26 protein-coding genes are annotated in these 24,424 nt (G+C 72.6%); 13 read left to right on the plus strand and 13 right to left on the minus strand.

Going from position 1 to position 24,424, the window contains the following annotated elements; translation table 11 throughout:
* Positions 1-116 precede the first annotated feature (116 nt).
* Positions 117-611 carry an SMI1/KNR4 family protein gene (locus tag CO540_RS05875; protein ID WP_099161239.1) on the plus strand — a complete coding sequence of 165 codons (495 nt, stop codon included), beginning with the start codon at positions 117-119 and terminating at the stop codon, positions 609-611.
* A 104-nt stretch (positions 612-715) separates the two neighbouring features.
* On the opposite strand, the gene CO540_RS05880 is transcribed toward CO540_RS05875, so the two are convergent.
* The gene (locus CO540_RS05880; protein WP_253866490.1) at positions 716-1,147 is read right to left on the minus strand and encodes a CPCC family cysteine-rich protein; all 432 of its coding nucleotides are present in this window, start codon (positions 1,145-1,147) and stop codon (positions 716-718) included.
* Positions 1,148-1,349: 202 nt separating this feature from the next.
* Between CO540_RS05880 and CO540_RS05885 the strand changes: the two genes are divergently transcribed.
* Both CO540_RS05885 and CO540_RS05890 read left to right on the plus strand, forming a co-directional pair.
* The gene (locus CO540_RS05885; protein WP_099161240.1) at positions 1,350-1,865 is read left to right on the plus strand and encodes a hypothetical protein; all 516 of its coding nucleotides are present in this window, start codon (positions 1,350-1,352) and stop codon (positions 1,863-1,865) included.
* A gap of 73 nt (positions 1,866-1,938) precedes the next feature.
* On the plus strand, positions 1,939-2,436 hold the full coding sequence (locus CO540_RS05890) for a HEAT repeat domain-containing protein (RefSeq protein WP_157779061.1): 498 nt from the start codon (positions 1,939-1,941) through the stop codon (positions 2,434-2,436).
* A gap of 230 nt (positions 2,437-2,666) precedes the next feature.
* Here CO540_RS05890 and metH read toward each other — a convergent pair whose 3' ends face one another.
* Positions 2,667-6,170 (minus strand): methionine synthase, encoded by a 3,504-nt coding sequence (gene metH, locus CO540_RS05895; protein WP_099161242.1) that lies wholly within the window; start codon positions 6,168-6,170, stop codon positions 2,667-2,669.
* Positions 6,171-6,422: 252 nt separating this feature from the next.
* On the opposite strand from metH, the gene CO540_RS05900 reads away from it, so the two are divergent.
* Both CO540_RS05900 and CO540_RS05905 read left to right on the plus strand, forming a co-directional pair.
* Positions 6,423-7,292 carry a PAC2 family protein gene (locus CO540_RS05900; protein WP_091575251.1) on the plus strand — a complete coding sequence of 290 codons (870 nt, stop codon included), beginning with the start codon at positions 6,423-6,425 and terminating at the stop codon, positions 7,290-7,292.
* 114 nt (positions 7,293-7,406) lie between these two features.
* Positions 7,407-8,198, plus strand: a complete 792-nt coding sequence (locus CO540_RS05905; protein WP_098745051.1) for a GntR family transcriptional regulator — start codon at positions 7,407-7,409, stop codon at positions 8,196-8,198.
* A 102-nt stretch (positions 8,199-8,300) separates the two neighbouring features.
* Here the strand turns inward: CO540_RS05905 and mshC are convergent, their stop codons facing one another.
* The 4 genes from mshC to CO540_RS05925 form a co-directional block, all read right to left on the minus strand.
* Positions 8,301-9,539 carry a cysteine--1-D-myo-inosityl 2-amino-2-deoxy-alpha-D-glucopyranoside ligase gene (mshC, locus tag CO540_RS05910; RefSeq protein WP_099161243.1) on the minus strand — a complete coding sequence of 413 codons (1,239 nt, stop codon included), beginning with the start codon at positions 9,537-9,539 and terminating at the stop codon, positions 8,301-8,303.
* Between the two features lie 66 nt (positions 9,540-9,605).
* Positions 9,606-10,424 carry an SCO1664 family protein gene (locus tag CO540_RS05915; protein ID WP_099161244.1) on the minus strand — a complete coding sequence of 273 codons (819 nt, stop codon included), beginning with the start codon at positions 10,422-10,424 and terminating at the stop codon, positions 9,606-9,608.
* Positions 10,421-11,002, minus strand: a complete 582-nt coding sequence (locus CO540_RS05920) for a DUF3090 domain-containing protein (protein ID WP_091575261.1) — start codon at positions 11,000-11,002, stop codon at positions 10,421-10,423. Before CO540_RS05920 ends, CO540_RS05915 begins: the two co-directional genes overlap by 4 nt.
* Positions 11,003-11,105: 103 nt before the next feature.
* On the minus strand, positions 11,106-11,816 hold the full coding sequence (locus CO540_RS05925; protein WP_099161245.1) for a histidine phosphatase family protein: 711 nt from the start codon (positions 11,814-11,816) through the stop codon (positions 11,106-11,108).
* Between the two features lie 407 nt (positions 11,817-12,223).
* On the opposite strand from CO540_RS05925, the gene CO540_RS05930 reads away from it, so the two are divergent.
* Positions 12,224-12,805, plus strand: a complete 582-nt coding sequence (locus CO540_RS05930; protein ID WP_099161246.1) for a hypothetical protein — start codon at positions 12,224-12,226, stop codon at positions 12,803-12,805.
* Positions 12,806-12,866: 61 nt separating this feature from the next.
* Here the strand turns inward: CO540_RS05930 and CO540_RS05935 are convergent, their stop codons facing one another.
* Both CO540_RS05935 and CO540_RS05940 read right to left on the minus strand, forming a co-directional pair.
* Positions 12,867-13,703 (minus strand): undecaprenyl-diphosphate phosphatase, encoded by an 837-nt coding sequence (locus CO540_RS05935; RefSeq protein ID WP_099161247.1) that lies wholly within the window; start codon positions 13,701-13,703, stop codon positions 12,867-12,869.
* Positions 13,700-14,752 (minus strand): LLM class F420-dependent oxidoreductase, encoded by a 1,053-nt coding sequence (locus tag CO540_RS05940; RefSeq protein ID WP_099161248.1) that lies wholly within the window; start codon positions 14,750-14,752, stop codon positions 13,700-13,702. The genes CO540_RS05935 and CO540_RS05940 overlap by 4 nt, the downstream gene beginning before the upstream one ends.
* A 164-nt stretch (positions 14,753-14,916) precedes the next feature.
* Between CO540_RS05940 and CO540_RS05945 the strand changes: the two genes are divergently transcribed.
* Complete coding sequence (locus CO540_RS05945) at positions 14,917-15,888, plus strand: aldo/keto reductase (protein WP_091575269.1); 972 nt, start codon at positions 14,917-14,919, stop codon at positions 15,886-15,888.
* A gap of 104 nt (positions 15,889-15,992) precedes the next feature.
* Complete coding sequence (locus tag CO540_RS05950; protein WP_091575272.1) at positions 15,993-16,184, plus strand: DUF5703 family protein; 192 nt, start codon at positions 15,993-15,995, stop codon at positions 16,182-16,184.
* A gap of 55 nt (positions 16,185-16,239) precedes the next feature.
* On the opposite strand, the gene CO540_RS05955 is transcribed toward CO540_RS05950, so the two are convergent.
* Both CO540_RS05955 and CO540_RS05960 read right to left on the minus strand, forming a co-directional pair.
* Complete coding sequence (locus CO540_RS05955) at positions 16,240-16,893, minus strand: hypothetical protein (protein ID WP_091575275.1); 654 nt, start codon at positions 16,891-16,893, stop codon at positions 16,240-16,242.
* Between the two features lie 61 nt (positions 16,894-16,954).
* A complete protein-coding gene (locus CO540_RS05960) occupies positions 16,955-18,274 on the minus strand; it encodes a M20/M25/M40 family metallo-hydrolase (protein WP_099161249.1) in 1,320 nt (439 codons plus the stop codon).
* A gap of 114 nt (positions 18,275-18,388) precedes the next feature.
* On the opposite strand from CO540_RS05960, the gene CO540_RS05965 reads away from it, so the two are divergent.
* From CO540_RS05965 to CO540_RS05975, 3 genes are read left to right on the plus strand one after another with little or no spacing between them, the layout of a single operon-like run.
* Positions 18,389-19,006, plus strand: a complete 618-nt coding sequence (locus CO540_RS05965) for a hemerythrin domain-containing protein (RefSeq protein WP_099161250.1) — start codon at positions 18,389-18,391, stop codon at positions 19,004-19,006.
* 47 nt (positions 19,007-19,053) lie between these two features.
* Positions 19,054-20,040 (plus strand): LysR family transcriptional regulator, encoded by a 987-nt coding sequence (locus tag CO540_RS05970; protein WP_099161251.1) that lies wholly within the window; start codon positions 19,054-19,056, stop codon positions 20,038-20,040.
* Between the two features lie 20 nt (positions 20,041-20,060).
* Positions 20,061-20,297: a hypothetical protein gene (locus CO540_RS05975; RefSeq protein ID WP_091575286.1), complete on the plus strand. Its 237-nt coding sequence runs from the start codon at positions 20,061-20,063 to the stop codon at positions 20,295-20,297.
* 46 nt (positions 20,298-20,343) lie between these two features.
* On the opposite strand, the gene CO540_RS05980 is transcribed toward CO540_RS05975, so the two are convergent.
* The 3 genes from CO540_RS05980 to CO540_RS05985 form a co-directional block, all read right to left on the minus strand.
* On the minus strand, positions 20,344-20,694 hold the full coding sequence (locus CO540_RS05980) for a DUF3140 domain-containing protein (protein WP_091575288.1): 351 nt from the start codon (positions 20,692-20,694) through the stop codon (positions 20,344-20,346).
* On the minus strand, positions 20,694-20,867 hold the full coding sequence (locus tag CO540_RS30105; protein ID WP_157779062.1) for a hypothetical protein: 174 nt from the start codon (positions 20,865-20,867) through the stop codon (positions 20,694-20,696). Before CO540_RS30105 ends, CO540_RS05980 begins: the two co-directional genes overlap by 1 nt.
* 62 nt (positions 20,868-20,929) lie before the next feature.
* On the minus strand, positions 20,930-23,479 hold the full coding sequence (locus CO540_RS05985; RefSeq protein WP_099161252.1) for an ATP-dependent Clp protease ATP-binding subunit: 2,550 nt from the start codon (positions 23,477-23,479) through the stop codon (positions 20,930-20,932).
* A gap of 113 nt (positions 23,480-23,592) precedes the next feature.
* On the opposite strand from CO540_RS05985, the gene CO540_RS05990 reads away from it, so the two are divergent.
* Both CO540_RS05990 and CO540_RS05995 read left to right on the plus strand, forming a co-directional pair.
* Positions 23,593-23,970, plus strand: coding sequence for a hypothetical protein (locus tag CO540_RS05990; protein ID WP_098745057.1), 378 nt, complete (start codon positions 23,593-23,595; stop codon positions 23,968-23,970).
* 190 nt (positions 23,971-24,160) lie between these two features.
* A complete protein-coding gene (locus tag CO540_RS05995) occupies positions 24,161-24,421 on the plus strand; it encodes a hypothetical protein (protein WP_091575295.1) in 261 nt (86 codons plus the stop codon).
* Positions 24,422-24,424 lie beyond the last annotated feature (3 nt).

Genomic DNA, 24,424 nt, shown 5'->3' on the forward strand with positions numbered 1-24,424 from the left:
TGTCGCCGGGTGCCAGGCCGGCCGGGCAAAGGGCACCCAACCCCCGTTTGAGCTGCGCGAACATCAAAGGCATACCGGGGCCCGCGGGACTGGCTCCAACCGACTACCGTCGACCCGTGCTCGATCCCGCAACTGTCTTCGACGGATCCGGTCCCTTTGAGGATCCGCTCACCGACGAGACTCTACGAGCGGTGGAAGCGCAGCTTGGATACCAGTTGCCGGCCGCGTACGTGGACCTCGCTCGTCGACACAACGGCGGCGCCTTCGCCCGTGACGCCCATCCTGCACCCAGCCGGACCTCATGGGCTCGGGACCACGTCGGCGTGTACACGCTCGCGGCGATCGGTCGAACTGCTGACTTCAGCCTCTGCGGCGAGCTCGGCAGTGCGTTCTGGGTAGCCGAATGGGGCTACCCCGCCATCGGCATCTACATGGCCGACTGCCCATCGGCGGGTCACGACATGATCGCCCTCGACTACCGCTCGCCAGGAGAGCCGGCCGTCGTACACGTCGACCAGGAGCGGAACTACCAGATCGCGGTCCTCGCCCCCGACTTCGAAACCTTCGTGGCAGGTCTCGTCGAGGAGTCCGAGTACGACGTGGACGACTGATCGTCCGATCCGCGACGGTGTAGTTCAGCCGGCCAGACGTCGAAGCGGAACTTCGGGCGACTGTCCCGCTACCAGCGTAGCGAACCGCCCGCGATCCAATCACGTCACGTCGTCTTGGGCGCCGATCGGCGGCGTCTGCGCTCTTCCCAACGGGCTTGTCGCTCGGCATAGGCACGCCGCGCATCCGCCAGGCTGACCGGCCGTTCGGCGTAGGCACGCCGGGCATCCGTCAGACTGAGCGAACCGTTGGGGCCGCCTCGCACCGTGTCAGCGTCTTCGTCATCCTGCCCGTCGTCCTCCCAGCCGCAGGCGAAGCAAATCTCGAACTGACCTCGCCCCTCAAGCGTCGGGTGCCGACAGCAGGGACACGCGTACGGTTCGCCCCCCGCTTCAGCCACTACAGATCGCTGGTTCAACGCCTCGACGTACTGCTCAAACCACCTGGTGCGGCTCGCGAGTTCTTCCGCGGACGGCCCCTCCTGCTGACCGGCATGCTCGTCCGTCATCTGCACCTCTCGCGTGTCGATCCAGTTCACGTATCGAGCTCAGCACAGAAGGGCTCCACCGCCGCAGGGAGGGTGGTGCTACCGCGTTCGCTGAAACGTACCGTTCGCAACTCTGTCGACATGAACTGCCCGAGGCAGACAAGATCGTCTAGCCGGACGTGACACGCACGTCCTGAGACCCGCGGACCAATCTCGATAGACGGCCAAGAGCCAGCGTGGGTAGCTTCGCGCCGTGACGCGGCTCAAGCGGTATCGGTACGTCGGACCACCAGAGATCTTGGCCCAACAGGTCGGTCCGGTGGGGATCGTCGTCGCCGACACACCAAGCGCGCTCGATATGTGGCTCGATGATCGGCGGGCGACTGGGCTCGACGAGCCTGCCACCTTCGTCGTCGACCGTCATGGCACGCTCCGGGTCGCGCCCCGCCAAAGCGAGCACGTTGCCTGTGCTGCCGGGCAGGACGTCCTGGCCGCCGGAGAGATCACCTTCGCCGCGAGCAACACCGGATACGTCGTCCAGGCGGTCAGTAACCAGTCGACCGGCTACTGCCCAGACCCTGACTGCTGGCCGGCAGTCGCCGCAGCACTCGATCGTCTCGGCATCCCACATCCAGGCGGCTTCACCGCCGCACTGACCTTCAGACGTTGCACAGCCTGCGGGCAACGCAACATCGTGCGAGACGACGACTTCGCCTGCGCTCTCTGCGATGGTGCCCTGCCACCTCACTGGAACTTCGACCCTGCGTGACATTCCGTCAAGCCATGTGCCGAACAGACCCGGATAGTCGATGCCTGGGGCCGGCTCCACCCAGGATCATGAGATGGTGCCGTACGAGTATGAGGACCGGGACACAGGGCGCGAGGCGCTGAGAAGGGCGCTGGCGCTCCTCACCGACCTCGATCCGCGGGTCCGTGAGCACGGCGCCGATGAAGTCGGCGACTGCCTTCGACGCTGCGCCGGCGACCAGGACGACACGGAGGTCGCCACGGCACGGCTGGTCGCGCTGACCGTCGCCGAGACGGATGAGCGTGTGCGCGAGTCAGCGTTGAACGCCTGCGCCCACGCGGCCACCACGTACGTGATACCGCTGGCGGTGTTCCAGCCGCTGGCGCCGCTGTTGCCCAACCTGTCGGCAGAACTCACCGGGTATGTGCTGCTCATCCTTGGCCTGACACACGACCCGGCCGCCCGGCCGATCATCACGCCGTACCTCAACCATCCAGAGGCGTCTGTTCGGTTGGAGGCCAGCGATGCGTTGACGGAGCTGTCAGCGCGGAGGCCGACGATCATCCATCCCGACGTGTCACCCACGTCCTGAGCCTGATCTGTCACGCACGTCCTGAGACCCGAGGCGCTGTCCCTGCACCTCGGCCACGCCGACCCCGGCTTCACGCTGCGGGTCTACACCCACCTGCTGCCCACCAGCGAGGACCGTACCCGCTGGGCGATCGACACTGCTTCGGGCGGGGCCCCACGGCCCCGACGGCCTGACCACGGCCTGAACGCCCATCGAGAAAGTGTTTGCGCAGCTCAAGCCGGGTGACGGCGTCACTTGGCGTTGAAGTAGCTCGCCTCCGGGTGGTGGACGACGATCGCGTCGGTGGCCTGCTCCGGCACCAGCTGGAACTCCTCCGACAGCTGCACCCCGATCCGCTCCGCGCCCAACAGCTCCACGATCTTCGCCCGGTCCTCCAGGTCCGGACAGGCCGGATAGCCGAACGCGTACCGGCAGCCCCGGTAGTCGGTGCGCAGCAGACCCGCCAGGTCGGCCGGGTCGTCGTCGGCGACCGTGCCGCCGCCGGGCAGCACCAGCTCGGCCCGGATCCGCCGGTGCCAGTACTCGGCGAGCGCCTCGGTGAGCTGCACCGACAGGCCGTGCACCTCCAGGTAGTCGCGGTACTCGTTGGCGGCGAACATCTTCGCCGTGTACTCGCTGATCGGCTGCCCGACCGTGACCAGCTGCAACGCCACCACGTCGAGCTGCTCGCCCCGCGGCCGGAAGAAGTCGGCCAGGCACAGCCGGCGTTCCTGCCGCTGCCGGGGGAACGAGAACCGGGCCCGCTCGCTGTGCCCGTTCTCGTCCAGCACCACCAGGTCGTTGCCCTCGGAGTACGCCGGGAAGTAGCCGTACACCACGGCCGCCTCCAGCACCTGGTCGGAGATGAGCCGGTCCAGCCAGTAGCGCAGCCGGGGCCGCCCCTCGGTCTCCACCAGCTCCTCGTACGACGGGCCCTTGCCGCCCCGGGCGCCGCGCAGCCCCCACTGGCCCAGGAACGTGGCCCGCTCGTCGAGCAGCGCCGCGTAGTCGGCCAGCGGCACACCCTTGACCACCCGGGTGCCGAAGAACGGCGGGGTGGGCACGCCCACCCCCACGGCCACGTCGGACCGCACGGAGGCGTCATCCAGCTCGGGCAGCGCCTCGCGGACCATGGCCCGCTGCCGCTCGCGCCGTTCCCGGCGGGCCGCCAGCGCGGCCTCCCGCTCCGGGTCGACCATCGGCGCGCCGCCCCGCTTGGCCGCCATCACCCGGTCCATCAGGGACAGCCCCTCGAACGCGTCCCGCGCGTAGTGCACCTGGCCCGGGTAGACCGAACGCAGGTCGTCCTCGACGTACGCCCGGGTCAGCGCCGCCCCGCCGAGCAGCACCGGCCAGCGCTCGGCGACGCCCCGCTCGGCCATCTCGGCCAGGTTCTCCTTCATGATGACCGTGCTCTTGACCAGCAGCCCGGACATGCCGATGGCGTCGGCGCGGTGCTCCTCGGCCGCGTCGAGGATCGCGGCGATCGGCTGCTTGATGCCGATGTTGACCACGTCGTAGCCGTTGTTGGACAGGATGATGTCGACCAGGTTCTTGCCGATGTCGTGCACGTCGCCCTTCACGGTGGCGAGCACGATCCGACCCTTTCCGTCGTCGTCGGTCTTCTCCATGTGCGGCTCCAGATACGCCACCGCGGTCTTCATCACCTCGGCGGACTGGAGCACGAACGGCAGCTGCATCTGCCCGGAGCCGAACAGCTCGCCGACCACCTTCATGCCGTCCAGCAGCAGGTCGTTGATGATGGACAGCGGCGTGCGCCCCTCGGCCATCGCGGTGTCCAGGTCGGCCTCCAGGCCGTTGCGCTCGCCGTCGACGATCCGCCGCTTGAGTCGCTCGTCCAGCGGCAGCGCGGCCAACTCCTCGGCCCGGGTGGCCCGCGCCGACGAGGCGTCCACGCCCTCGAAGACCTCGATGAACCGCTGCACCGGGTCGTAGCCCTCACGGCGGCGGTCGTAGACCAGGTCCAGCGCCACCTCCCGCTGCTCGTCCGGGATCTTCGACATCGGCAGGATCTTGCTGGCGTGCACGATCGCGGAGCTGAGGCCCGCCTGGGCGCACTCGTGCAGGAACACCGAGTTGAGCACCTGCCGGGCCGCCGGGTTCAGACCGAACGACACGTTGGAGATGCCGGCGGTGAAGTTGACACCCGGGTAGCGGGCGGCGATCTCCCGGATCGCCTCGATCGTCTCGATGCCGTCGCGCCGGGTCTCCTCCTGCCCGGTGGCGATCGGGAAGGTCAGCGCGTCGATGAGGATGTCCTCCCGGCGCAGCCCCCACCGACCGGTCAGGTCGTCGATCAGGCGGGCGGCCACCCGCACCTTCCACTCCCGCGTACGGGCCTGGCCCTCCTCGTCGATGAGCAGCGCCACGACGGCGGCGCCGTGCTCCCGGACCACCGGCATGACCCGCGCGTAGCGGGAGTCGGGGCCATCGCCGTCCTCGAAGTTGACCGAGTTGACCACGCACCGGCCGCCGAGCATCTCCAGCCCGGCCTCGATGACCGCCGGCTCGGTGGAGTCCAGCATGATCGGCAGGGTGGACGCGGTGGCGAACCGACCGGCCAGCTCCCGCATGTCCTGCGTGCCGTCGCGCCCGACGTAGTCGACGCAGAGGTCGAGCAGGTGCGAGCCGTCCCGGGCCTGGCTGCGGGCGATCTCCACGCAGGCCTGCCAGTCGCCGGCGAGCATCGCCTCGCGGAACGCCTTCGAACCGTTGGCGTTGGTCCGCTCCCCCACCATCAGGATGCTGGCGTCCTGGGCGAACGGCACGTGGTGGTAGATCGAGGAGACGCCGGCCTCCGGCTGGGGCTCCCGGGCCGCCGGCCGGCGCCCGCCCAGGCGCTCCACCAGCATCCGGATGTGCTCCGGCGTGGTGCCGCAGCAGCCGCCGATCAGCCCGACGCCGTAGTCGTCGACGAACCGCTCCAGCGCGTCGGCCATCTCCTCCGGGCCGAGCGGGAAGTAGGCGCCGTCGGCCGTCAGCACCGGCAGGCCGGCGTTCGGCATCACCGACACCGGGATACGCGAGTGCTGCGCCAGGTAGCGCAGGTGCTCGCCCATCTCGGCCGGGCCGGTGGAGCAGTTGAGCCCGATCAGGTCGACCCCGAGCGGCTCGATCGCGGTCAGCGCCGCCCCGATCTCGCTGCCCAGCAGCATGGTGCCGGTGGTCTCGACCGCCACCTGGCAGATGATCGGCACGTCCCGGCCCGCCGCATCCCGGGCCCGCTTCGACCCGACCACCGCGGCCTTGACCTGGAGCAGGTCCTGGCAGGTCTCGATGATCAGCGCGTCCGCCCCGCCGGCGATCAGGCCGGCGGCGTTCTCCTGGTACGCGTCGCGCAGCGAGGCGTAGCTCGCGTGCCCCAGGGTGGGCAGCTTGGTGCCCGGCCCCATCGAGCCGAGCACGAAACGCGGCTGCTCCGGCGTGGCGAAGGCGTCGGCGGCCTCCCGGGCGATCCGCGCCCCCGCCTCGGAGAGCTCCCGGATCCGCTCGGCGATGCCGTACTCGGCGAGGTTGGGCAGGTTGGCCCCGAACGTGTTGGTCTCCACGCAGTCCGCGCCGGCGGCCAGGTAGGCCTCGTGCACGCCGCGGACCACGTCCGGCCGGGTGACGTTGAGGATCTCGTTGCAGCCCTCAAGGCCGTCGAAGTCGTCCAGGGTGAGGTCGGCTGCCTGGAGCATCGTCCCCATCGCGCCGTCGGCGATCAGGATCCGGTCCGCCAGCAGGTCACGCAACGAAGTAGGCACAGGGCCAGGTTAGTGCGCGCGGGGACGGCCCGGTCACACCAACGGGGGCATCCCACATAGTGTCAGGCGGATCACCGCGTACCCTTCGTCCGGTTCGCCCGGGTGGTCCGGCCGGGCGACCGGCGCGGCCGACGGGCCGGCTCCCGCGGCGGCACGTAGGCTGACGGACGTGAAGGACATCAGGGACGCGACGGGTCGATCACGCGGCGCCGCTCCCGACGAGCAGGGTGAGGTGACGGCGTGACCGAGTTCGACGGGCTGCCGGTTCTGCGCTCCCCGGTCGCCATCGCGGCCTTCGAGGGCTGGAACGACGCCGCGGACGCCTCGACCGCCGCCGTGGAGCATCTGGAGCAGGTCTGGCAGGCCCGGCAGGTCACCGAGCTGGACCCGGAGGACTTCTACGACTTCCAGGTCAGCCGGCCGACCATCACCATGGCCGACGGGGAGACGCGCCGGGTCGAGTGGCCGACCACCCGCTTCATGGTGGCCAGCCCGGACGGCACCGAGCGCGACGTGGTGCTGATCCGGGGCATCGAGCCGAGCATGCGTTGGCGCACCTTCTGCGAGCAGGTGCTGGAGATCTGCCACAGCCTGGAGGTCGAGCGGGTGGTGCTGCTCGGCGCGTTGCTGGCCGACGTGCCGTACACCCGGCCGCTGCCGATCAGCGGCAGCGCGTCGGACGCCGACGCGGCCAAGCGATACCAGCTCACCCCGACCCGGTACGACGGCCCGACCGGCATCGTCGGCGTGCTGCACGACGCCTGCACCCGGGCCGAGGTCGACGCCGTGTCGTTCTGGGTGCACGTGCCGCACTACGCCAACAACCCGCCCTGCCCGAAGGCGACGCTCGCGCTTCTGCACCGGGTCGAGGAGGTGCTCGACCTGCCGGTGCCGATGGCCGACCTGGCCGAGGAGGCCGCCGAGTGGGAGCAGCGGGTGCGCAGCGCCGCCGAGCAGGACGCCGAGCTCGGTGAGTACGTGCGGGAGCTGGAGGAACGGGTCGGCGACGCCGGCATCACCCCGTTGACCGGGGACGAGATCGCCCAGGAGTTCGAGAAGTACCTGCGCCGCCGCGGCGGTTCCGCCGGCCCGACCGCGGGCTCCTGGTAGCTCTTTCCGTCGAAGCCGGGCCCTCCTGTCGGGGCCCGGCTTCTTCGTGTCCGGGGTGGCGCGGTCACACCCTCTAAGGCATCCTAGGAACCTAGCTGTTCTGAGGAGGCGGGCATGCAGATCAACCCGGGCGCGGCCGAGTTCCCGCACCGGCAGATCGCCGCGCAGCTCAAGGCGCAGGTGCGCCGCGGCGACTGGGCGCCGGGCGAGCGGCTGCCGTCCATCCCGGCCATCGCCGAGATGTTCGGCGTGGCCAAGCAGACCGTGCAGCGCGCCGTCGACCAGCTGCGGGTCGAGGGCGTCCTGATCACCAAACCCGGCTCGGGTACGTACGTCCGGGGCACCCGGCGCCGCCTCAACCGCCTGGCCCGGGGCCGGTACGGCGGCTTCCGCGGCTACCACACCGACCTGGCCGCGCGGTACCGCCAGCAACTGGTCTCGGTCGGCCGCTCCCCCGCCCCGGCGGAGGTGGCCGACGCGTTCGGCGTCGCCGACGGCACCGACCTGCTCTGCCGGCGGCACCTGGTCCGCACGGACGACTCCCCGGTCGAGGTCGGCGCGTCCTGGTTCCTGCCCGCCGACACCGCCGGCACCTCGCTGGAACGCGCCGAGGCGTTCGGCCGGCCGCTCTACCAGGAGGCCGAGGAGGCCACCGGCCGCCGGTACGTCACCGCGACGGACACGATCAGCGCCCGGCAGCCCAGCCGGGAGGAGGCGGAGATCCTGCAGATCCGCCCGGACACGCCGGTGCTGCACCTGCTTCACGTCGCCTTCGACGAGCGGCACAAGCCGATCGAGGTCGCCCAGGCCACCTGGCCCGGCCCGATGACCACGCTCACCGAGGAGTACAGGATTCCCGCCCCGGCGCCCGAGCAGGACCCGGACCCCGGCCTCGTGCTGGGCTGATCCGCCACCGCGGCACCCCGACGACAGCCGGACCGGCGCGCGATCGGCAGGTGTTAAGCGGGGGCCCCTCCTCTACCGCAGGCGTTAAGAAGGGGCCCTTCCTTACAGCCGGATGCCGAGCAGGGCGTCGACGGTGTCGGCGAACAGCCTCGGGGCGTCCTTGTCGTCGGCCACGCCGGCGAGGGTCTGGGCGGCCCAGGCGTCGGCCACCGCCAGGGCGCCCGGCGTGTCCAGGTCGTCGGCGAGGCGCTCGCGTACCCCGGCCAGCAGCGCCGCGCCCGACGGTCCGGCCGGCGCGGCGGCGGCCCGCCGCCACCGACCCAGCCGCTCCTGCGCCTCGACGAGCAGCTCGTCGGTCCAGGAGCGGTCGCTGCGGTAGTGGCCGCTGATCAGCGCCAGGCGCACCGCCATCGGGTCGACCCGGTCGGCCCGCAGCCGCGACACGAAGACCAGGTTGCCCTTGGACTTCGACATCTTCTCGCCGTCCAGGCCGATCATGCCGGCGTGCACGTAGTGGTCGGCGAACGGCGCCTCGCCGGTCAGCCGCTCGGCGTGCGCCGCGGAGCACTCGTGGTGCGGGAAGAGCAGGTCGTTGCCGCCGCCCTGCACGTCGATCCGGTCGCCGAGCAGGTTGAGTGCGATGACCGCGCACTCGATGTGCCAGCCGGGGCGGCCGGCGCCCAGGTCGCCGCCGGGCCAGGACGGCTCGCCCTCGCGGGCGCCGCGCCACAGCAGCGGGTCGAGCGGGTCCCGCTTGCCGGGGCGGTCCGGGTCGCCACCGCGCTCCGGGAAGATCTCCAGCATCTGCTCGCGGGACAGGTTCGACTCGTAGCCGAACTCCGGGGCGGCGGAGATGTCGAAGTAGACGTCGCCGGTGCCGTCGTCGAGCCGGTACGCCGCGCCGTCCTTGAGCAGCACGAGCACCTTCTCGGCGATGTCCGGGATGGACTCGACCGCGCCCACGTAGTGCGCCGGCGGGATGATCCGCAACGCCTCCATGTCCTCGCGGAACAACGCGGTCTCCCGCATGGCCAGGACCTTCCAGTCCTCACCGTCGCGCTCGGCCCGCTCCAGCAGCGGATCGTCGATGTCGGTGACGTTCTGCACGTAGCTCACGGTCAGGCCGGCGTCGCGCCACATCCGCTGCACCAGGTCGAACGTGATCATGGTGGCGGCGTGCCCGAGGTGGGTGGCGTCGTACGGGGTGATGCCGCAGACGTACATCGAGGCGGCGCTGTCGGGCCGGCTGACGTGGGGCCCCTGTCGCGCCGAGTCGTACAACCTCAGCGGTGCGGCCTCACCTGGCAGCCGTGGCACCTCGTGCCCTACCCAAGACTCCATAACGCCAGCCTAACGACCGCGCGGACGCTCAGGAGCCGGCCCACGGGTGATCAACGCGACAGCGGCTCACATCGGCGGCCAGGGCATCGCCGGCCACTCCTCCGGCGGCTGCGGGAAGCGGCCGGTGTCGCGCAACCGCCGCACCCGGGCGGCCAGCGCCGTCACCTCGCCGATGGTGAGGTGCTCGGACAACTCCTCGCCCAACGCGCCGCCGAGCTGACCGGTGAGGCCGTCGAGCATCTCGACCGCGTCCGGCGGCAATTGGCGGCCGGCCCAGCCCCAGAGCACCGTGCGCAGCTTCTCCTCGGCGTGGAAGGTCACGCCGTGGTCGACGCCGTAGATCCGGTCGTCCGGCCCGACGAGCACGTGGCCGCCCTTGCGGTCGGCGTTGTTGATCACCGCGTCGAGGACGGCCAGCCGGGCCAGCCGGGGATCGTCGGCGTGCGCCAGCGCGTACGGCGTCCCGTCGTCGTCGCGGGCCGCGGCGATCGGGAACCAGCGCGGCGGCACCGACTCGGCCGGGACGAATCCGACCAGCGGCTCGGCGTCGGACGGCTCGTCGATCCAGAGCTGGCACGAGCCGGGCCCGAAAGGGCCGTCGCGCAGCACGGTCGGCGGCACCAGGTCCCATCCGGTGGCGTGCGAGACCAGGTAGGCGGCGACCTCCCGGCCGGCGAGCGTGCCGTCCGGGAAGTCCCAGAGCGGGCGCTCACCGCGTACCGGCTTGTAGACGCAGTGGGCGGTGAGCCCGCCGAGGGCGAGGACACCGCGCAGCGTGGCGTTGGAGGCGTCGACCAGCCGCCCCTCCAGGGTCAGCTCACCGTCGGCGAGCAACCGCAGCGCCTCGGCGCCGTCCTGGCGGGGCTGCAGTTCCGACGAGGTCACCGGTGATAGCCGTTGTGCCGGGGGCAGAGGTGACCGGCCGGGTCGAGCGGCTGCCCGCAGAGCGGGCAGGGGGGCCGGCCGGCGTTGACCACACGCTTGGCCCGTTCGATGAACTCGCGGGTCGCCTCGGGCGTCAGCCGCACCCGGAGCCGGTCGAGGTCGTCGTCCGGCTCCTCCGGCTCGTCCTCGACGTCGTCGTCCGCGTCGCCCAACTCGACCTCGACCTCGGCCTCACCGACGGCGATCGCCTCGATCACCACGGTGGCGGTGTCCACGTCGAAGGCCAACCCCAGCGTGCCGACCCGGAACTCCTCGTCGACCGGGGTGTCCAGCGGCTCGTTGTCGCCGCCCACCGGCGGGGCCGCCTCCGGCAGCTGCACGCCGAACCGGCGTTGCGCCTCGGAGAGCAGTTCCTCGAGCTTCTCGGCGAGCAGCGACACCTGGACCTTCTCCAGCGCGACGCTGACCAGCCGGCCGCCGCCCCGCGCCTGGAGGAAGAACGTACGCTCCCCCGGCGGGCCGACCGTTCCGGCGACGAACCGCTCCGGCGGCTCGAAGGCGTGCACCTGGTGCGTCATACCCACGACCCTATCCGGCGCGCGGAAGCACCGCGCAGCCCACCGACGCCGAATCCGCCCAGAGCGCAACGCCCCGGTCGCGCCCGGTCCCGCCGCCTCCGGCTCACCCGGCCGCCCCGGCGCCGCCGCCGACCGCCGCGTCCGAGGTGGCGGGCCGGGCCGTCCGCCGACGCCGCCGGCGCGGCGGGACCAGCGACGACAGGTCGCCGCCGGTGTCGTTGAGCCGGACCAGGAACGGCCGCAGCGGCGTGTAGCGGATCGCCGTCACCGACGCCGGGTCGGCCACGATCCGCTGAAAGAGATCCAGGTGTACGCCGAGCGCGTCCGCCACGATCGCCTTGATCACGTCGCCGTGGCTGCACGCCAGCCAGACCGCCTCGGGCCCGTGCTCGGCGGTGACCCGCGCGTCCCACGCCCGCACCGCGGCGACCGCGCGCGCGGACATCGCCGCCATCGACTCGCCCTCGGGGAAGGCCGCGGCGCTCGGGTGCTGCTGGACCACCGGCCAGAGCGGCTCCTTCGCCAGCTTCTTCAGCGACTGCCCCTCCCAGGCGCCGTAGCCGCACTCGATCAACCCGTCCTCGACCGTCGGCTCGACGCCGGGCAACGCCAGGTCGAGGGTCTGTCGGCACCGGATCAGCGGACTGCTCACCACCGCCGCGAGCGGCAGCCCGGCGAGCCGTCCGCCGACCGCCGTGGCCTGGGCCCGCCCGGTGTCGTCCAGTTCGACCGGTTGCCGGCCGGCCAGGCCGCCGTCGGCGTTCGCGGTGGTCCGGCCGTGTCGCAGAAGCAGAAGGGTCGCCACGCTGACCACCCTAGGCGGTGCCACCCCGGCCCCCGTCCCCCGCCACGGCGACGGGCGCCCCCACACTTCGCAGACCGCACAGCACGCCAAAGATGGGACATTCGTCCCGCATCACGGGAACCGGGATCCCGTCGGGACTGGGCGGCGTGTCCGGTTCGGGGTGGTCGGGGACACCGGCCGGGCGGAATGGGTCCGCGGGCCGAGGCGTTGTACGGGGTGTACGGCTGAGCAGCGGAAACGCCCACCACCCCGCGGAATGACGGCGGGTCGCCGGTCGTTGCACAGGGTTCCGCCGCCACCACGAGGCCCCCGGCCCGGTGAGTCGGTCGGATCCTTCCCCCGAAGACTTCTCTGAGCGCCTGACGGCTGCTCGCGTGCCCACCCCCCGGGCGCGTCGACCCCCGAACGGAGCCCCCATGAACACCATGCTGCGCAAGAGCATCCTCGGTATCGCCGGTCTGACCGTCGCCGGTGGCCTCGCCGCCGGCCCGCTCAACCACTCCGACGGCACCCCCGCGCCGCGCGAGAGCGCCGTGGCCGTGCAGAGCCGCCTCGACACCGCGACGCTGATCCCGCACGGCGTGCAGGGCGCCCAGTCCCACATCGACCTCACCGACGAGCAGACCGCCAACGCCGAGGCGATCATCGCCGCCACGAAGAAGGCCGGCATGGACGAGCGCGCCGCGGTCATCTCGATCGCCACCGCCCTGCAGGAGTCGAAGCTGGAGAACCTCGGGCACCTCGGCGACCGCAACGACCACGACTCCCAGGGCCTGTTCCAGCAGCGCCCGTCCAGCGGTTGGGGCACGGTCGAGCAGATCACCGACCCCGAGTACTCGACCACGGCCTTCCTCAAGGCCCTCAAGCAGGTCGACGGCTGGCAGGACATGCCGCTGACCGTCGCCGCGCAGACCGTCCAGGTCTCGGCCTACCCCGACCACTACGCCCAGTGGGAGCAGCAGGCCGCCGACATCGTCGCCCAGCACTGGAACGCGTGAGACCGACCACGAAGGCCGGCACCCCGAGCGGGGTGCCGGCCTTCGTCGTGTCCGGGCGCCCTCAGGTGGCGCTGATGGTGCCGGTGGCCAGCAGGCAGATGAGCAGACTGCCGAGCGCCACCCGGTAGAGCACGAAGACGTACAGCGTGTGGTGGGCGACGTAGCGCAGCAGCCAGGCGATGGCCGCGTATCCGATGGCGAACGCGATGACCGTCGCGACCACCATCTGCGCCACGCTCGGCGCGGCGGTGCCCGGCGCGGAGGGTTCGAACACGTCCGGCAGGCTGAACAGGCCGGAGATCACCACGGCGGGAATGGCCAGCAGGAACGAGTACCGGGCCGCGGTCTCCCGGGTGAGGTTGAGCAGCAGGCCGGCGGTGAGGGTGCCGCCGGAGCGGGACACACCCGGGATGAGCGCCGCGGCCTGGGCGAAGCCCATCACCACTCCGTCGCGCATCCGGAAGTTCTCCAGCGTACGGGTCTGCCGGCCCCAGTACTCCGCGAAGGCCAGCGCGATCGCGCCGAGGATCAGCGTGGTCGACACCAACCGCAGGTCACGACCGGCGGTGCGGATCTGGTCCTTGAAGAGCAGCCCGAAGATGCCGATCGGGATGGTGCCGATGATGACGTACCAGCCCATCCGGTAGTCGAGGCTGGAGCGCACCGAGCGGTCGACCAGGCCGAGGCACCAGGTGCGGACGATCCGCCAGATGTCCTTGAAGAAGTAGATGAGCACGGCGGCCTCGGTGCCGAGCTGGGTCACCGCGGTGAACGACGCGCCCGCGTCCCGGCCGAAGAAGATCGCCGAGGTGATCCGCAGGTGCCCCGACGACGACACCGGCAGGAACTCGGTGAGCCCCTGGACGATGCCCAGGACGATGGCCTCGACCCAGGTCACTCGCCGACCCCGGACAGGTCGAGGGCCTCGGCGACGGTGCGCAGCGTCTGCACGCCGCTGTCCCGGTCGGCCACGAACAGCGTCACCGACAGGGTGGTGACGCCGGCGGCGGCGTACTCCCGCATCCGCTCGGCGATGCGCTCCTTCGGGCCGAGCAGCGAGGTGCGGTCGATGAACTCCATCGGCACCGCGGCGGCGGCGTCGCGCTGCCGCTTGGCCAGGTAGAGGTCCTGCACCTCGCGGGCCGCGTCGCCGTAGCCCATCCGGGTGGCGAGCTGGTTGTAGAAGTTCTGCTGCCGGCTGCCCATGCCGCCCACGTAGAGCGCGGCGTACCAGCGGACCAGCTCGGCGCAGGTGGCGATGTCGTCACCGACCACCACCGGCACGGACGGGACCACGTCGAAGCCGGCCAGCTCCTTGCCGGCCCTGGCCCGACCGGCCCGGACGGAGGCGAGCTGCTCCTCGGCGAACTCGGGGGCGTAGAAGACGGCCAGCCAGCCGTCGGCGATCTCACCGGCCAGTTCCAGGTTCTTCGGGCCGACGGCGGCCAGGTAGATCGGGATGTGCTCGCGCGGCGGGTGGAAGCCCAGCCGCAGCGCCTTGCCCGGCCCGTCGGGCAGCGGCAGCGTGTAGTGCTCGCCGTCGTACGCGACCTCCTTGCGGGCCACCGCGAGCTTGACGATGTCGACGTACTCCCGGGTGCGGGCCAGCGGCTTGGCGAACCGGACGCCGTGCCAGCCCTCGGAGACCTGCGGGCCGGAGACGCCCAGGCCGAGGCGGAACCGGCCGCCGGAGAGGGCGTCGATGGTCGCGGCGGTCATCGCGGTCATCGCCGGCGTACGGGCCGGGATCTGCATGACCGCGGACCCGACGTCGATCCGTTCGGTCTGCCCCGCCATCCAGGCCAGCATGCTCGGCGAGTCGGAGCCGTAGGCCTCGGCGGCCCACACCACCGAGTAGCCGAGACGGTCCGCCTCCTGGGCGAGCGCCAGGTGGTCGGCCGGCGTGCTCCACGCCGTCTGGTATCCGAGGCTGAGCCCGAGTCGCACTGGTCCTCCCACCGTCCGCACCACAGGTCGCATCAGGTTACGCAATGAGGGTGGCACCCCCGACCACCGGCTCGCCCCGAACACGTCACACCGGTCCGAGGTCGCGCGGGAAGTTGACTGCGGCGAGGATATCCGTGACGCCGGGTTCGAAATAAGGTTCACGCATGCAACAGCGACCGCTCGGCCGAAGCGGGCTGGCGGTTTCGCGGCTCGCGCTCGGCACCATGACCTGGGGACGGGACACCGACGCCGACGACGCGGCCGCCCAGCTGAAGAGCTACCTCGACGCGGGCGGCAACCTCGTCGACACCGCCGACGTGTACGCCGACGGCGACGCCGAGTCGGTGATCGGCTCCCTGCTGGGCAGCCTGGTGGACCGCGACGAGCTGCTCATCGCCACCAAGGCCGGGCTGCGCCCGGGCAGCGGCCGCCGCCGCGACGGGTCGCGCGGGCACCTGCTGCGGACGCTGGACGCCTCGCTGCGCCGTCTCGGCACCGACCACGTCGACCTGTGGCAGGTCCACGGGTACGACCCGGACACGCCGCTGGAGGAGACGCTCACCGCGTTGGACCACGCCGTGTCCAGCGGGAAGGCCCGGTACGTCGGCGTGTCGAACTTCTCCGGCTGGCAGACCGCCCGCGCCGCCGCCTGGCAGGCCGCCTGGCCGGGGCGCGCCCCGGTGGTCGCCGCGCAGGTGGAGTACTCGCTGCTGGAGCGCGGCGTCGAGCGTGAGGTGCTGCCGGCCTGCGCCGGGATGGGGCTGGGCGTGCTGCCCTGGTCGCCGCTGGGTCGGGGGGTGCTCACCGGCAAGTACCGCAACGGCCGCCCGGCGGACTCCCGCGCGGTGTCGCCGCACTTCGAGCGCTTCGTGGCCACCTACCTGGAGCCGCGCTGCTCCAGCATCGTGGAGGCGGTGGCGATCGCGGCCGGCGGCCTCGGCGTGTCGCCGCTGGAGGTAGCGCTGGCCTGGGTCCGGGACCGGCCGGGGGTGACCGCGCCGATCCTCGGCGCCCGCACGGTCGGGCAGCTGCTCGGCGCGCTGCAGGTGGAGCGGGTGACGCTGCCGGACGAGATCGTCACCGCGCTGGACGACGTCTCGGCCGTGCCGGTGGGCTACCCCGAGCGCGACGGCTGACCGGCGACCCGCCGATGCGGCGTGCGGCGGGTGCCCGCACCGGTGCGGCCCGGGTCACCGTCAGGGGGTGGCGGAGGGCCCGCGAGCTGGGCAGCATAGGGGGCATGGACTACGAATACGCGCCGCTGCGGTTGCCGTCGAACGTCGATCGGCTGACCGCCGCGGCGCAGCTGGCGATCCAGGCGGAGTTCTCCGGCTGGGAGTTGGCCCGGGTGCAGCTCTACCGGGACGGCACGCGGCAGGTGCTGTTGCGGCGCCGCCGGGTGAACCAGCCGCAGCCGGGCCTGTCGTACTGACGTCGGCGTCGTCCCGGGGCCGCGCCGCGCGGTGCGGCCCCGGGACGGCCACGGCCTAGTGGGCGTGGTCGTGCTCCTCGTCGAGTTCCAGGAACGGGTGCTCGTCGAGCCGGCCGACCAGCCGGTCGTCGGCGGCCGGCTGGAACGGGCCGACCGGGTCGTCGTCGTCGAACGACTCCAGGTCGACCGGGGTGCCGACCTCGCTGACCATGACCACGCCGTCGAGCGGCTCCAGCTCCGGCACGTCGAGCGCGGACAGCGAGCCGTCGCCGCTCTGCAGCAGCTCCAGCACCGCCTCGCCGACGCCCTCGACCGGCGCCGGCTCGTCCTCCTCCGGGGTGCCCTCCCGGCGGGCCGCCTCGGCCGCCCGCAGCAGCGCGGCGACGCTGGGCACCCGGTAGTCGCGGCGCTGCCGCACCGAGATCACCCGCGGGTGCGGGTCGGTGGGCTCGCCACCCTCGACGGCGCCGAAGCGCTCGTCCGCCTCGTCCGGGTCGATCGACTCCACGTCCCAGGGCGTCACCTCGCCGAACGCGTCGAGCAGCTGCTCGTCGTAGGCGAACGAGGCGTTGTTCAACGCCACGTACGCCTGCCAGACGGCGTCGTCGTCGATCCGGCCCTGGGCGGCCCGGACGGCGGCCAGGTGGGCGCGGGCGGCGTCGATCACGCGCTCGAGGGCGGCGTCCAGCTCACCGTGCTGGTCGGTCATGTGAGGCAGTCCCTTCGCGATGGGGGGAGGTTCCGCGCCGGCGGCGCCGCGGTGGGCGCGGTCAGCAGTTGCGGAGGAAGCGGTCGAGAACCCGCACGCCGAACTGTAGTCCGTCCAGCGGAACCCGCTCGTCGATGCCGTGGAACAGGCCGGAGAAATTGAGATCGGCGGGCAGCCGCAGCGGCGCGAAGCCGAAGCAGCGGATGCCGAGCTGGGAGAACGCCTTGGCGTCGGTGCCGCCGGAGAGCATGTACGGCACCGGGTGGGCGCCCGGGTCCTCGGCGCGCAGCGCGGCCGACATCTGCGCCACCAGGTCGCCGTCGAACGTGGTCTCCAGCGCCGGCTGGCGCTGGACGTACTCGATGGCGATGTCCGGCCCGACCAGCTCGCGCAGCTGCCGCTCCAGCTCCTCGCTCTGCCCGGGCAGGCTGCGGCAGTCGATGGTGGCGGTGGCCCGGCCGGGGATGACGTTGTCCTTGTAGCCGGCGGCGAGCCGGGTCGGGTTGGCGGTGTTGCGGATCGTGGCGCCGATGATGTTGGCGATCGGGCCGAGCTTCGCGATCGCCGTCTCCGGGTCGTCCGGGTCGATCTCGATGCCGAGGACGTCGGAGACCTCGGCCAGGAACGCCCGCACGGTGTCGGTCATCACCACCGGGAAGCGGTGCCGGCCGATCCGGGCGACCGCCTCGGCGAGCGCGGTCACCGCGTTGTCGTCGTGCACCATCGAGCCGTGGCCGGGCCGACCCCTGGCGTGCAGGCGCAGCCAGTCGATGCCCTTCTCGGCGGTCTCGATCAGGTAGAGCCGGCGCTGCTCGTCGACGGAGTAGGAGAAACCGCCGACCTCGCCGATCGCCTCGGTGCAGCCGTCGAAGAGCCCGCGGTGCCGCTGGGTCAGGAAGTGCGCGCCGTAGTCGCTGCCGGCCTCCTCGTCGGCGGTGAAGGCGAGCACCACGTCGCGCCGGGGGCGGACGCCGGTGCGCTGCCAGTCACGCACCACGGCCAGCACCATGGCGTCGAAGTCCTTCATGTCGATCGCGCCCCGGCCCCACAGGTAGCCGTCGCGGATCTCGCCGGAGAACGGGTGCACCGACCACTCGTCGGGGTCGGCGGGCACCACGTCGAGGTGGCCGTGCACCAGCAGCGCGTCCCGCCCGGGCTCGGTGCCGGCGATCCGGGCGACCAGGTTGGCCCGCCCGGGCGCGGACTCGTGGATCTCGGCGTCCACACCGACCTCGGCGAGCTTCTCCGCGACGTACTCCGCGGCGCGCCGCTCCCCCGCGCTGGTGTCGTTGTCCCCGGTGTTGGTGGTGTCGATGCGCAGCAGGTCGCGGCAGAGGTCCACGACCTCGTCGGTGGGCTCGGGTCGGGCGGAGGTCGTCATCGCTTCCTTATACCAGCCGGGCGGGACCCGACGGCCGGCGCGGTGCGCGCCGGTTTCGCGCCACGCGCGACCGGGTAACGCCGAACATCGATTCCCCGTCCCGAGGAGGGCACCATGACCGTCCCCCTGCCGCCGTTGCCGCCGGCCGCCGACGACGCGTACCGGCCGGGTGGGCGGAGCCTGGCCGACCTCGTGGACGCCGAGCACCGCGCGCTGCTCGGGCTGGCCGACCAGGTCACCGATCCGACGCTGGACCCGGCTGGCCGCCGCGCCGTGCTCGACGTGCTCACCGCCGCGGTGTCCCGGCACCTGTCCGCCGAGGAGCAGTACCTGTTCCCGGCGGCCCGCGCCGCGGTGCCGGAAAGCGCGGAGCTGGTCGCGCGGGAGATCGAGGCCGACGCCGCCCTGCTCACCGCGTTGAAGGCACTGTCCGGTCCGGACGACCCGACGGTCGCCGAGGTGGCCGAGCGGGTACGCCGGCACGTCAGCCGGGTCGCCGCCCTGGTCACGCCGCTGCGCGAGGTGGCCAGCGACGCCGAGCTGATCCGGCTGGGCAACCGGTGGGAGATCGCCGAGGAGGCCGCGCCGACCCGGCCGCACCCGGGTACGCCGGCCACCCCGCCCTGGAACAAGATCGTCGAGCCGGCGGTGGGCGTGCTGGACAAGGTGCGCGACGCGGTGAGCGGTCGGCGTACCCGGCTGGCCGACCTGGAGCACCGCCGCGACGCCTGAGCCGATCGCCCCTTCCGCACACCGGTTCGTGGTCCTACCGTCACCCTATGAATCTGGAGCTGCGACACCTGCGTGTGGTCTGCGCGATCGCGGAGACGGGAAGCGTCACCAAAGCCGCCTCCACGCTCGGCCTGGCCCAGCCGGCGCTGACCGCCCAGCTCCAGCGGATCGAGCGGGCGCTCGGCGGGCCGCTGTTCGAGCGGGACCGGCGCGGCGCCCGACCCACCGCGCTGGGCGAGCTGGTGCTGGACCGGGCCCGGGTGCTGCTGCCGGCGATGAAGGGCCTGCAGGACGAGGCGGCGCGGCTGGCCGGCGCGGGTGATCCGCTGCGCCGTTACCGGTTCGGCGGGGTGAACAGCCCGATCCTGGGCCGCCTGGTGCACCGGCTCGCCGCCGAGCGTCGCGACGTGCAGATCACCACCTACGCCTCCTGGTCGGTGGACGAACTCGCCCAGATGGTCGCCGGCGGGCGGCTCGACTTCGCGTTGACCGGCGTGTGCGGTGACGCGGCGCCGTCGGCGACGTTCGGGTTGAGCTGGCGGGAGGTGGCCGTCGACCCGGTCTTCGTGCTGCTGCCGCAGACCCACCCGCTGGCCGACCGGTGCGAGATCGACCTGGTCGACCTGCGCCGGGAGCAGTGGGTGGCGGCGCCGGGCGACGGCTGCTTCGGCGACTGCTTCGCCGCCGCCTGCTCCCGCGCCGGTTTCACCCCGCGCAAGGTCTACGAGGCGGACGTGCGGGCCGCCCTGGACCTGGTGGACGCGGGCGAGGCGGTGGCGCTGTGCCAGGCCACCTTCCGGCCGGTAGCCGGCCTGGTCACCCGCCGGCTGGCCGGTACGCCGCTGCGCTGGCGGCTGCTGCTCGGGTGGCACCCGGACGCGCCCGCCGCGGCGGTGGCCGAGCCGGTGCTGGAGAGCGCGGTGGCGGCGTACACCGACGCGCTGGCCCACCATCCGGACTATCTGACCTGGCTGCTGGCCCATCCGGACTTCGGGGTGCAGCCGACCGGGGCGGGCGGGGTGCGAACCGCCTGAACGCGGGTATCACCGCCGGCATGACTGATCTGTATCCGGCCGCCGACGAGCGGGAGCTGCTGCGCCAGGCGGCCACCGCGCACACCGCCGCCGCCGCCGACGTGGAGGCGTTCCTGCGCCGGCTGCCGGAGGTGCCGGACCCGGCCGACGTCACCGAGTACGCCAACCTGCTCAGCCGCGAGGAGCGGGCCCGCGCGGACCGGCAGGCCGCGGCCGACGCGGCCGGCCTCCTGCTGCCCAGCCTGGAGTCGGAGTAGACGCCGGTGCCCGGGCGGTCGTCCGCCCGGGCACCGCCACATCCGCTCAGCGTTCGACCAGCACGTCGTGACCCAGGTCGAGAAGCGCGTGCCGCCACTCGTCGTCGGCGTTGCCCCGGCGCGGCTTCTGCTCGCTGAGTTCCCGGATCCGGGTGATCGCGTCGCGCATCACCTCGATGTCCTCCGGCGTCAGGTCCACCTTGCGCTTGCGCAGCACGGCGAGGATCTGCCGGCCCGGTTCGGGCAGGTCCAGGTCCGGGTCCGGGCCGAACGCCTCCTCCCCCGACCCGCGGGTCAGCAGCCACTGCCGCAGCTGCTCGGAGGGGACGTTCACCTCGGCGTGGAAGTCGTCCCAGATCACCTCGACCTCGGGGTCGAGTCGCGCCTCGCGTACCATCACGCCTCCTCTCCCGGCGACGGCCCGGACACCTCCGGCTCGCCCTCGCCCTCCGGTCTCTGCTGGGTCAGTCCCTCCGGCGGCACCCGGACCCGGGACGGGTTGGCCGTCGGGGCCACCGTGATCGGTTCGCCGGCCGCGGTGTCCTCCCGGGTCTCCTCGGGCTCGGTCATGTCCGCCCTCCGATCCGTCGGCGACGGGCCGCGCCGGCCCGTCGGGGATGGGCCGTCCCCCCTCACCGGGGGTGGGACGTGGTGGCGGCCGTGTAGCCGCGCTCGCCGGCGGACACCTCGAAGACGAGCCGGTCGTCCCGGGCGTCCACGGTGACCTTCTGCCCCGGCGAGATCTCGTTCTCCAGCAGCATCCGGGACAGCCGGTTGTCGACCTCGCGCTGGATCACCCGGCGCAGCGGGCGGGCGCCGAACTCCGGCTGGTAGCCGTGCTCGGCGAGCCAGTCGACGCCGGCGGTGGAGAACTCGACCTGGATGTCCTGGGCGTGCATCCGGCGGCGGGTCTCCTCCAGCAGCAGGCCGGTGATCTGGCGCAGCTGCTCGGCCTCCAGGCGCTGGAAGATGATGATCTCGTCGATCCGGTTGAGGAACTCCGGCCGGAAGTTCTCCTGCAACCGGCGCATCAGCCGCTCCCGCAGCTCCGTGGACTCCTGCTCGCCGGGCTCGCCGGTGGCGAAGCCGACGGTGCGCTGGGTGCCGGTGATCAGCTCCGAACCGAGGTTGCTCGTCATGATCAGCACGGTGTTCTTGAAGTTCACCGTCCGGCCCTGGCTGTCGGTGAGCCGGCCGTCGTCGAGCACCTGGAGCAGGATGTTGAACACATCCGGGTGCGCCTTCTCGATCTCGTCCAGCAGCACCACCGCGTACGGGCGGCGGCGGACCGCCTCGGTGAGCTGACCGGCCTCCTCGTAGCCGACGTACCCGGGCGGGGCGCCCACCAGCCGGCTGACCGTGTGCCGCTCCTGGAACTCGCTCATGTCCACCCGGACCATCCGGTCCGCCTCGCCGAACAGCGCCTCGGCGAGCGCGCGGGCCAGCTCGGTCTTGCCGACGCCGGTGGGGCCGAGGAACAGGAAGCTGCCCATCGGCCGGTTCGGGTCGGCCAGGCCGGTACGGGAGCGGCGCACCGCCTCGGCCACCGCGCTGACCGCGTCGTCCTGCCCGATCACCTTCTCGTGCAGGTGCCCCTCCAGGCGCAGCAACCGGTCGCGTTCCTCCTCGGTGAGCTGGTTGACCGGGATGCCGGTGGCCCGGGAGACCACCTCGGCGATCTCCTTCGGCCCGACCTCGGGCACGTGGTTGGGTCCCTCGTCGCCCCGGGCGCGGCGGATCTGGTCCTCCAGCTCGGCGAGCCGGTCGCGCAGCGAGGAGGCCCGCTCGTACTGCTCGTCGGAGACGGCCTGCTCCTTGTCCCGGCGTACCTCGTCGAGCTGCTGCTCCAGCTCGCGCACGTCGGAGGCGGGGGTGCGGGTGCGCAGCCGGACCCGGGCGCCGGCCTGGTCGATCAGGTCGATCGCCTTGTCCGGCAGGAACCGGTCGGTGACGTACCGGTCGGACAGCTCCCCGGCGGCGACCAGCGCCTCGTCGGTGAACCGGACCTGGTGGTGGGCCTCGTAGCGGTCGCGCAGGCCGCGCAGGATGGCCACGGTGTCCTCGACGGTCGGCTCGGGCACCAGCACCGGCTGGAACCGCCGGGCCAGCGCGGCGTCCTTCTCGATGCTGCGCCGGTACTCGTCCAGCGTGGTCGCGCCGATCACCCGCAGCTCCCCGCGGGCGAGCGCCGGTTTGAGCATGTTGGACGCGTCCATCCCGCCCTCGCTGCCGGCGCCCCCGGCGCCGACCAGGGTGTGGATCTCGTCCAGGAAGATGATCAGCTCGTCCCGGTGGGCGCGGATCTCGTCGATGACCTTCTTCAGGCGTTCCTCGAAGTCGCCCCGGTAGCGGGTGCCGGCCACCAGGCCGGCCAGGTCGAGCTGGATGACGCGCTTGCCGATCAGCGTCTGCGGCACGTCGCCGTCGCAGATCCGCTCGGCCAGCCCCTCGACGATCGCGGTCTTGCCGACCCCGGCCTCGCCGATGAGCACCGGGTTGTTCTTGGTCCGCCGGGACAGGATCTCCACCGCCTGCTCGATCTCGTCGGCGCGGCCGATCACCGGGTCGATCTGGTCCATCCGGGCCAGCTCGGTGAGGTCCTGCCCGTACTGGTCGAGCGTGGGGGTGCCCCGGTCCGGGCGGGGGCCGTTGGCCGCGCCGCGTTCGGCGCTGGCCGCCTGCAACGACTCGGGCTGGATCCGGCCGGCGGCGAGCATCCGGCCGGCCGGCGACTCGGGGTTCAGCGGCAGGGCCATCAGGATGTGCTCGGGCCCGATGTAGTTCGCGCCCATGGCCCGGGAGAGCTGGTGGGCGTCCAGCAGCGCCCGCTTGGCCGCCGGGGTGAGCGACAGGTTCGGCGGCACGTCGCCGCCGGGCGCGCCCTCGCCGCGCCCGCCGAGCGCGTTCACCAGCGCGTCCGGGTCGGCGCCGGCGCGGCGGACCAGGTCCCGCAGCGGCTCGCGCTGCAACGCCGCCCAGAGCAGGTGGTCGGTGTCCAGGTCGTTGCTGTGCTTCTGGGCGGCCCGCCGGGCCGCGTCGGCCAGCATCTCCCGCGCGTCGGCGGTCATCAGGCGGGTGATGTCCACCCGGTGGGCCGGTCGGCGTCCCCCCTCGCCCCGCCCGAAGTAGCGGGCCAGGAACTCGTCCCACGGGTCGTTGCCGAAGTCACCGGGTCCCATCATCTTCGTCCTCCGCAGTCGGTCGGCACGGCCGGGACGCGACAGGGCGCGGCACGGTCGGCGGTGGCTACCCGGCGGTCGGCGCGACAAACGCGACCGGATGGCAGGCTGGGGTCATGGAGAGCAGACCGCTGCTGGTCGTGGACGGCGCGAACGTGGTGGGCTCGCGCCCGGACGGCTGGTGGCGGGACCGGGCCGGCGCGGCGGCGCGGCTGCGCGACGCGCTGGCGCCGCTGGCCGGCGCCGGGGTGCCGCCGGAGCTGCCACCCCCGGTGCAGGTGGTGCTGGTGGTGGAGGGCGCGGCCCGGCACGTGGGCCCGACGGACGGGGTCGACGTGGTGTCCGCGCCCGGTTCCGGCGACGACACGGTGGTCGAGCTGGTGGCCGCCGCGCCGGAGCGCCGGCGGGTGGTGGTCACCGCCGACCGGGAGCTGCGCGCGCGGGTGAGCGCGCTCGGCGCGGAGGTGCGCGGGCCGCGCTGGCTCGGCCGCTGACCGCCACCGCCGGTCCCGGCGTCGGGACCCGCGCGTCCGCCGACGGGACCGGACGCCCCGCCCCGACGCGGTCTTCGCGCACGTCAGGGCCCCAATCGGACACTCGGGCAGGAACGGCGCGAGGGTGGATGTTCGTCCACCCGTCGGGATGAGTTGTAATGGAGATCTCCCTTGCCCCCAGGAGGTCCCCGTGGCGAGCGTCGCCGAGCTGAAGGCCGCCATCGATGTCGCTCTCCAGCAGATCGGTGACGGGCAGACAGCGGTGCAGGCGGCCGGCGAGAAGCTGGCCGAGGCGCAGCAGACCCTGGCCGGCGCGCTGGAGGGCAGCGGCCACGAGACGGTCGAGGCGGCCCAGTCGTCGCTGACCCAGGCCAGCCAGGAGCTGGAGGAGTGCCTCGCCGCGACGCTGGTGGCGGTGGAGCAGGCACAGCTCTACGTCGCGACGCTCTGAGGG

The organism is Micromonospora sp. WMMA2032, from assembly GCF_002688545.1.
In the GTDB taxonomy this organism is placed as follows: Bacteria; Actinomycetota; Actinomycetes; order Mycobacteriales; family Micromonosporaceae; genus Micromonospora; species Micromonospora sediminicola.